Origin of the sequence: Aeromicrobium sp. REDSEA-S32_B7 (assembly GCF_001626145.1) — a bacterium.
Taxonomy (GTDB): domain Bacteria; phylum Actinomycetota; class Actinomycetes; order Propionibacteriales; family Nocardioidaceae; genus Aeromicrobium; species Aeromicrobium erythreum.
Genome location: NZ_LUNF01000131.1, coordinates 1 through 6,644 on the forward strand (window position 1 = coordinate 1; position 6,644 = coordinate 6,644).

General features: G+C 71.0%; 7 protein-coding genes. 2 read left to right on the top strand and 5 right to left on the bottom strand.

Translation table 11 applies throughout. The features are described from left to right. The coding region (locus A6Q79_RS09380) for a beta-ketoacyl synthase (RefSeq protein ID WP_317697941.1) at positions 1–1,523 on the top strand (1,523 nt) is incomplete at its 5' end. Further along, complete coding sequence (locus A6Q79_RS09385; RefSeq protein ID WP_289017974.1) at positions 1,514–2,041, top strand: holo-ACP synthase; 528 nt, start codon at positions 1,514–1,516, stop codon at positions 2,039–2,041. The genes A6Q79_RS09380 and A6Q79_RS09385, both read left to right, overlap by 10 nt. 102 nt (positions 2,042–2,143) lie before the next feature. Here the strand turns inward: A6Q79_RS09385 and A6Q79_RS09390 are convergent, their stop codons facing one another. The 5 genes from A6Q79_RS09390 to A6Q79_RS09410 all read right to left on the bottom strand — a co-directional run. Next, positions 2,144–3,136 (bottom strand): hypothetical protein, encoded by a 993-nt coding sequence (locus A6Q79_RS09390; protein ID WP_286689785.1) that lies wholly within the window; start codon positions 3,134–3,136, stop codon positions 2,144–2,146. 207 nt (positions 3,137–3,343) lie between these two features. Continuing rightward, positions 3,344–3,967 carry a TetR/AcrR family transcriptional regulator gene (locus tag A6Q79_RS09395; protein WP_236749817.1) on the bottom strand — a complete coding sequence of 208 codons (624 nt, stop codon included), beginning with the start codon at positions 3,965–3,967 and terminating at the stop codon, positions 3,344–3,346. Positions 3,968–4,086: 119 nt separating this feature from the next. Then, positions 4,087–5,118 (bottom strand): phosphotransferase family protein, encoded by a 1,032-nt coding sequence (locus A6Q79_RS09400; RefSeq protein WP_286689784.1) that lies wholly within the window; start codon positions 5,116–5,118, stop codon positions 4,087–4,089. A 7-nt stretch (positions 5,119–5,125) separates the two neighbouring features. After that, on the bottom strand, positions 5,126–5,911 hold the full coding sequence (locus A6Q79_RS09405) for an SDR family oxidoreductase (RefSeq protein ID WP_317697945.1): 786 nt from the start codon (positions 5,909–5,911) through the stop codon (positions 5,126–5,128). Positions 5,912–6,013: 102 nt separating this feature from the next. Beyond that, positions 6,014–6,644, bottom strand: a 631-nt coding sequence (locus tag A6Q79_RS09410; protein WP_317697947.1) for an RpiB/LacA/LacB family sugar-phosphate isomerase, incomplete at its 5' end; no start/stop codon positions are given.

A 6,644-nucleotide genomic window follows, 5' to 3' on the forward strand; every position in this document is an offset into this window, starting at 1 on the left:
CCGCCGACCCCGAGCGCACGACGATCACGTCGTCCGACGACGGCGAGTGGTCCGTCACCCGCAAGGCCGGCACCGAGATCCGCGTGCCGCGCCGCATGGAGCTCACCCGCACCATCGGGGGGCAGATCCCGACCGGGTTCGACCCGGCGGTCTGGGGCGTGCCGGCCGAGATGCTGGAGAGCATCGACCGCGTGGCGATCTGGAACCTCGTGTGCACCGTCGACGCGTTCCTGTCGAGCGGGTTCACGCCCGCCGAGCTGATGCGCTGGGTGCACCCGGCCTTCGTCGCGAACACGCAGGGCACCGGCATGGGCGGCATGGCCTCCATGCACGCGCTGTACATCAACACGCTGCTCGGTGAGAGCAACCCGAACGACATCCTCCAGGAGGCGCTGCCCAACGTCATCGCCGCGCACGTCGTGCAGTCGTACGTCGGCAGCTACGGCGCGATGATCCACCCCGTTGCCGCGTGCGCCACCACGGCCGTGTCGGTCGAGGAGGGCGTCGACAAGATCAAGGTCGGCAAGGCGGAGTTCGTCGTGGCCGGTGGCTTCGACGACCTGAGCACGGAGGGCATCATCGGCTTCGCCGACATGTCGGCCACGGCCGACTCCGGCGCGATGCTCGCCCAGGGCATCGACCCGCGTCGCGTCAGTCGCGCCAACGACCGACGTCGCGGCGGGTTCGTGGAGTCGCAGGGTGGCGGCACGCTGCTGCTGGCCCGCGGCGACGTGGCGGCGCGGATGGGCCTGCCGGTGCACGCCGTGGTCGCGTACGCCGGCTCCTTCGCCGACGGCGTGCACACGTCGATCCCGGCGCCCGGCATCGGGGCCCTGGCGGCCGGCATCGGGGGCCGCGAGTCGCAGCTGGCGCGGTCGCTGCGCATGCTCGGCCTCGACGCCGACGACGTCGGCGTCGTGAGCAAGCACGACACGTCGACGGCCGCGAACGACCCGAACGAGTCCGAGCTGCACGAGCGGCTCGCGGCGGCGATCGGGCGCAGCGCCGGCAACCCGCTGTTCGTCGTGTCGCAGAAGACGCTGACCGGTCACGCGAAGGGCGGTGCTGCCGCATTCCAGCTGATCGGTCTCACCCAGGTGCTCGCGAGCGGCGTCCTGCCGCCGAACCGCAGCCTCGACTGCGTCGACGACGTGCTGGCCGAGCACGAGCACCTGGTGTGGCTGCGCGAGCCGCTCGCCGGAGCGCCGCTCAAGGCGGGCCTGGTGACCAGCCTCGGGTTCGGCCACGTGGCTGGTCTCATCGCGCTGGCCCACCCGGAGGCGTTCGTGCAGACGCTCCCCGAGGGCGAGCGCGAGACGTACCGGGCGCGGGCGCGCGAGCGTGCCGTCGCTGGTCGGATGCGCCTCGCGCGGGTGATGGTCGGTGCGGCGTCGGCGTACGAGCGTCCGTCGGGACGTCGGCTCGGCACGGACGGCGTCCGCGGTCGCGAGGCGTCGGTGCTGCTCGACCCGCAGGCGCGTCTCGGCGACGACGGCGTCTACGTCGGGCCGTCGTGCTCGTGACGTCGGACCCGTCCGGCGCCGCGGCCGCTGGGGCGGGCCGGGTCGAGCGGGCCGGCCTGGGGGCAGCGGAGGCCGTCGCGCCCGGGGTCGCCGTGCCCGAGATCGTCGTGTCCGGTGCTGTCGTGCTGGGCGTCGGGGTCGACCTGGTGCACGTGCCGTCGTTCGAGCAGCAGCTGGAGCTGGCGGGGTCGCGGTTCGCGGGCGTGTTCACGCCGGGGGAGCGGCGCGACGTCGCCGACCGGGCGGCCGGTCACGGCGGCGGCTCGGGGCGCCACCTGGCCGTGCGCTGGGCGGCGAAGGAGGCGCTGGTGAAGGCGTGGTCGGCGTCGCTCTTCGGTGAGCCGCCGGTGATGGGTGACGAGGCGCTGCGCCAGGTGGAGGTGGTGTGCGACGCGTGGGGCCGCCCCCGCCTGCGCCTCCTCGGCGCCGTCGCCACCCACCTCCCCGACGTCGAGACCCACCTCAGCCTCACCCACGACGCGGACCACGCCCTCGCCTACGTCCTCCTCACCCACTAGCCCCCTCCCCACCCTTTGGGTTGGGCCCCACCCAAGGGATGACTCCCCACATCAGCGTTGGGTGGGTACGAACCCCTGGGGTGGGGGAGATGCCGCGACGTCTCAGCCCCACGGCCGTGCGACGTCGACGTACAACTTCCGCGACCGTGCCCGTGCGGCCTCGATCCGGGCGCAAGTCGCGGCCTGTCGCGCCGGGGAGAGGTCCACCCACCCCCACCGCGAGACGCCGTTGCGCGCGTCGCGGACGAGGTCCTCGCGGATCTTCTCCTGCACCACGGTCCGCCCCGGATCGGTCGGGTCCGGGTTGAGCCGCCCGTACTTGACGAGGCCGTCGAACTCCCCGACATGGCGGTCGAGAGTCCACTGGAAGTCGACGCGGCCGACCGCCCGGCCGGAGAGGTCGACGATGACGACCTGCGGCTCGGGGAGGTCCACGCCGTGGCGCCAGAACATCACGAAGGACCGCGACTCGCCGACGCTCTCGAACCGTCCGTCGGCGAGCTGGGCAGCACGCCGGACCATGTCGGCGTTGGCCCAGGAACGGAAACGGGCGACGTGCGCGTCCACCTCGTCGGCGCCCATCCGGGTACGCCGCAGCGCATTGCTGAGCGCGACGACGCCGTGCTCCACGCTGTGCAGGCTCGTCGTCTCCAGCGCCGCGCGGACCGGTGACGTGCAGCGGTAGCCGTCGACGTCGCTCACGTCCTCGACCGTGATCGTCGGCTCGTGCCAGACCACCCCGGCCCGGTGTCGTCCCGTCCGTCCGTCGAGGCGCGTGAGGTGCACCTCCGACAGGTCGACGTCCCACAGGTCGAGTCCGTGGAGTGCGGCTGCGGACTGGTGCGACGCGACGGCGCCGTCGTCGACGCGCGCGAGGACCGAGCGCGTCACGATGGCGTGCCGCGTGACGACGTCGAGCTTCTCCCACGCGGCTGCGACGGCGTAGGCGCCGTACCTGATTTTCACGAGCGCGCCCAGCTTGAGCAGGGCGATGGTGCGGTTCTTGTCGACGCCGAGGTCACGCAGGTGTCGGGTCAGCAAGAAACCGCCCTCGGCGGCGGCGCGTGCGGCGAGATGGTCGAGAAGGTCGCTCATAGGACGATCGAACGCCGCCGACGTCGGCATCGGCCAGGGTCGCGCTCCGACCTGTGGATGGCGCGCCCGCGCGTGATGGGCGCTGTGGACGAGGCGACGTCGGCGAGACCGGCGTCGTCGTCCCACCCCCAGGGGTGCGTCCCCACCCAACGCTGAGTGGGGGAGTCACCCTTGGGGTGGGGCCCAACCCAAAGGGTGAGGGAGGGGTCAGCGGGGGTCGGGCTCGGAGGCGAGGAGGTAGGAGGCGAGGAGGCGCTTGAGCTCGATGACGGCCTCGGCGTGGCTCTGGCCGTCGCGGACGGAGAAGTTCAGCATCGAGTAGGTCACGTGCACGAGCACCTCGGCCATGATCTGGCGACGTTCGCGCGGGGTGCCCGGGGTGAGGGGGGCGAGGAAGCGGGCGACGGCGGCGGCCAGCTCGCGCTCGGTCACGGCGGCGGTCGCGCGGGTCGCGGGCGTCGACTGCACGGCCAGCCACACGGCGCGCCGCGACGGGTCGTCGGACCACAGGCCCGCCATGTGGTCGATCATCCGGTCGAGGAAGCGCAGCCAGTCCAGCGACGGGATCATCTCCGAGAAGCGGGTGAGCTCCTCGTGCACGGCGACGGCGTCCTGGCGGTCGAGCTCGCAGACGATCACGTACTTGTTCGCGAAGTACTGGTAGAGCGTGCCCGTCGGCAGCCCCGCGCGCTGCGAGACCTCCTCGCACGTGAACGACTCGAACCCGACGTCGAGCAGCAGGTCGCGCGCCGTGCGCAGCAGCAGCTCGAACTTGGCCCGACTGCGCTCCTGCGTGGGGCGACGTCGGGGCTCGAGGATCTCGGCGGTCACGCGGCCCACCCTAGGGGACGCGCGACGACGAGGAGTGCGTTCCCGGCCGTGACCTACTCGCGGGTCACCACGCGCTCCGCCGCGACGACGACGGGGCGACGACGTGGGGGAGCGGCGCCTCAGGCCCGCAGGCCGGCCTGGATGAGCGGCTCGATGAGGTCGCCGATGCCGTCGAAGCCGGCGCCCAGGGTCTGGCCGTGGCTGTGCCGGAAGTGGATGCCCTCGAGGATCACGGCGAGCTTGAAGAAGGCGAGCGCCAGGTGGAAGTCGATGTCGGAGACGTCGCGTCCAGACTGCTGTGCGTAGCGCGCCAGCACCTCATCGCGCGAGAGGTACCCGGGTGCCTGCGCGGCGTCGGTGACCAGCCCGGCCCCGGCGCCTGCGCCCGCCTCCTCGGCCAGCTGCTGGTAGGCGAGCAGCACGGCGACGTCGGTGAGCGGGTCGCCGAGCGTGCTCATCTCCCAGTCGAGCACCGCGGTCACCTGGTCGCCGCCGTCGGGGCTCGCGTCGACGAGGAGGTTGTCGAGGCGGTAGTCGCCGTGCACGATCGTGCCCTCGCCGGTGTCGGGGATCGACGACTCGAGGCGCGCGACCAGCTCGTCCATGCCGGGCAGCTCGCGGCTGCGCGACGCGTCGAGCTGCTTCTTCCAGCGGCGCACCTGGCGCTCGAGGTAGCCGTCGGGGCGGCCGAAGTCGCCGAGACCGACGTCGTCGGGGTCGACGGCGTGCAGGTCGGCGAGCACGTCGACCATGCGCCCGGTGATGGTCCGCACCCGCTGCTCGCCGAGGGCGGCGAGGTCCGACGCCCGCGCGAACGGCGTGCCGACGACGCGCTCCATCACGTAGAACGGCGCCCCGACGACGGTGTCGTCCTGGCAGAGCCCGTAGGTGGTCGGCACGGGGACCGCGGTGTCGGCGAGCGCCGCGATGACGCGGTGCTCGCGGCCCATGTCGTGGGCGGTGGCGAGCACGTGCCCGAGGGGCGGCCGGCGGACGATGACGTCGCGACGTCCGTCGGTGACGGCGTACGTCAGGTTCGACTTGCCGCCGGTGATGAGCGACGCCTCGAGCGGGCCGACGAGCAGGCCGGGAGCCTGCTCGTCGAGCCAGCGCGCGAAGGCGTCGAGGTCGAGTCCCTCGGGCGTGCTCACGGTCGGTTCAGTCCTTCGGTCCGCCGGCGACGTAGATGACCTGGCCCGACACGAAGCCGGCGCCCTCGCTCACGAGGAACGACGCGGTGTGCGCGATGTCCTCGGGCTGGCCGACGCGCTGGACGGGGATCTGCTCGGCGCTGAACTTGATGAAGTCGTCGAACGGGACGCCGATGCGCTCCGCGGTCGCGGCCGTCATGTGGGTCTGGATGAAGCCCGGGGCGATCGCGTTGACGTTGATGCCGCGCGGCGCCCATTCATTGGCCATCAGCTTGGTCAGGCCCCCGACGCCGGATTTGCTGGCGGTGTAGCTCGGCACGCGGATGCCGCCCTGGAAGGTCAGCATCGAGGCGATGTTGACGATCTTGCCCCGCTCGCCATCCTGCGATGACCAGCCGGTCATGTGGCGCGCGGCCGCCTGGCACAGGAAGAACAGCGTCTTCAGATTGGTGTCCATCACGGCGTTCCAATCCTCTTCCGAGAAGTCGAGCGCATCCTCGCGGCGGATGATCCCGGCATTGTTGACGAGGATATCGAGACGCCCGAGCTTGGCGACGACCGTGTCGACCACTTCGGCGACCGGTTCGATCGAGGACAGGTCGGCGGAAACGAGCTCGCAGCGGCGGCCCAGCGCGCGGACCTGTTCGGCGGTCTCGTCGGCGGGGCTGCGGCCCACTGCGGCAATATCGGCCCCGGCCTGCGCCAGCGCGATGGCGATGCCCTGCCCGATACCCGTATTGGCACCCGTGACGAGCGCGGTGCGCCCCGTCAGGTCGAAGGGGGTGGTGGCCATGGTATTCACTCTCCCAGTGTGGTGCGGTGGGGATCGCGCCGCGACGACGCGATCCCCTGCCCCCGGTGCCGGTTCATGCCGGTCATGCGATTCCCGAAGGGGTCAGAGATTGCGCAGATAGTCGCTGATCGCGTCATCCTGCGAATTGGCGTAGAAATATTCTGCGAAGCGTTCGCCCGCGATCGCGGCGCGCAGCAGGTCCTGATCGACATTCTTCAGCACGGTCAGCATGTCATGCGTGCTGGCGGCCTTGAGGTCGGCGAGGAAGCCGCGGTTCTTGCGCATCAGTTCGGCCCGTTCGCGCGGATAACCCGCACCCGCTTCGTTTTCGAACAGCTTGCGATAGCAATCTTGCAGGTTGAGCTCGGCGGCCCAGCCGAAACCCTTGGCATAGGGCATTGCGATCGCGTTGCCGGCATTGATCTGGTTGAACAGGAAGGCATCGGTCGGGTCGATCACGAGGCCGCAGAAGACGCCGGGCATCGCATTGCAGGCCAGCATCGACCCCATGCCCGTGCCGCAGCCGGTCACGACGAAATCGGCGGCCTTGGAATTGAGCAGGATGCCCGCCAGCACACCGTTCATCACATAGGTCAGCGATGCGCTGTCTTCGGCGGTGTACATGCCGTAATTGAACACTTCGTGGCCGAACGGTTCGGCAGCGGTGTTGAGGGCATCGTAGATAAGGCCGTTCTTGGCGGCCTGGCTGTTTTCGGTGATCAGCGCGATCTTC

What these genes read in the sequence shown, in the direction of transcription:
- A6Q79_RS09390 (WP_286689785.1), bottom strand. Translation starts at nt 3,136, where the DNA reads ATGAGCGACCTTCTCGACCATCTCGCCGCACGCGCCGCCGCCGAGGGC.
- A6Q79_RS09405 (WP_317697945.1), bottom strand. Translation starts at nt 5,911, where the DNA reads ATGGCCACCACCCCCTTCGACCTGACGGGGCGCACCGCGCTCGTCACG.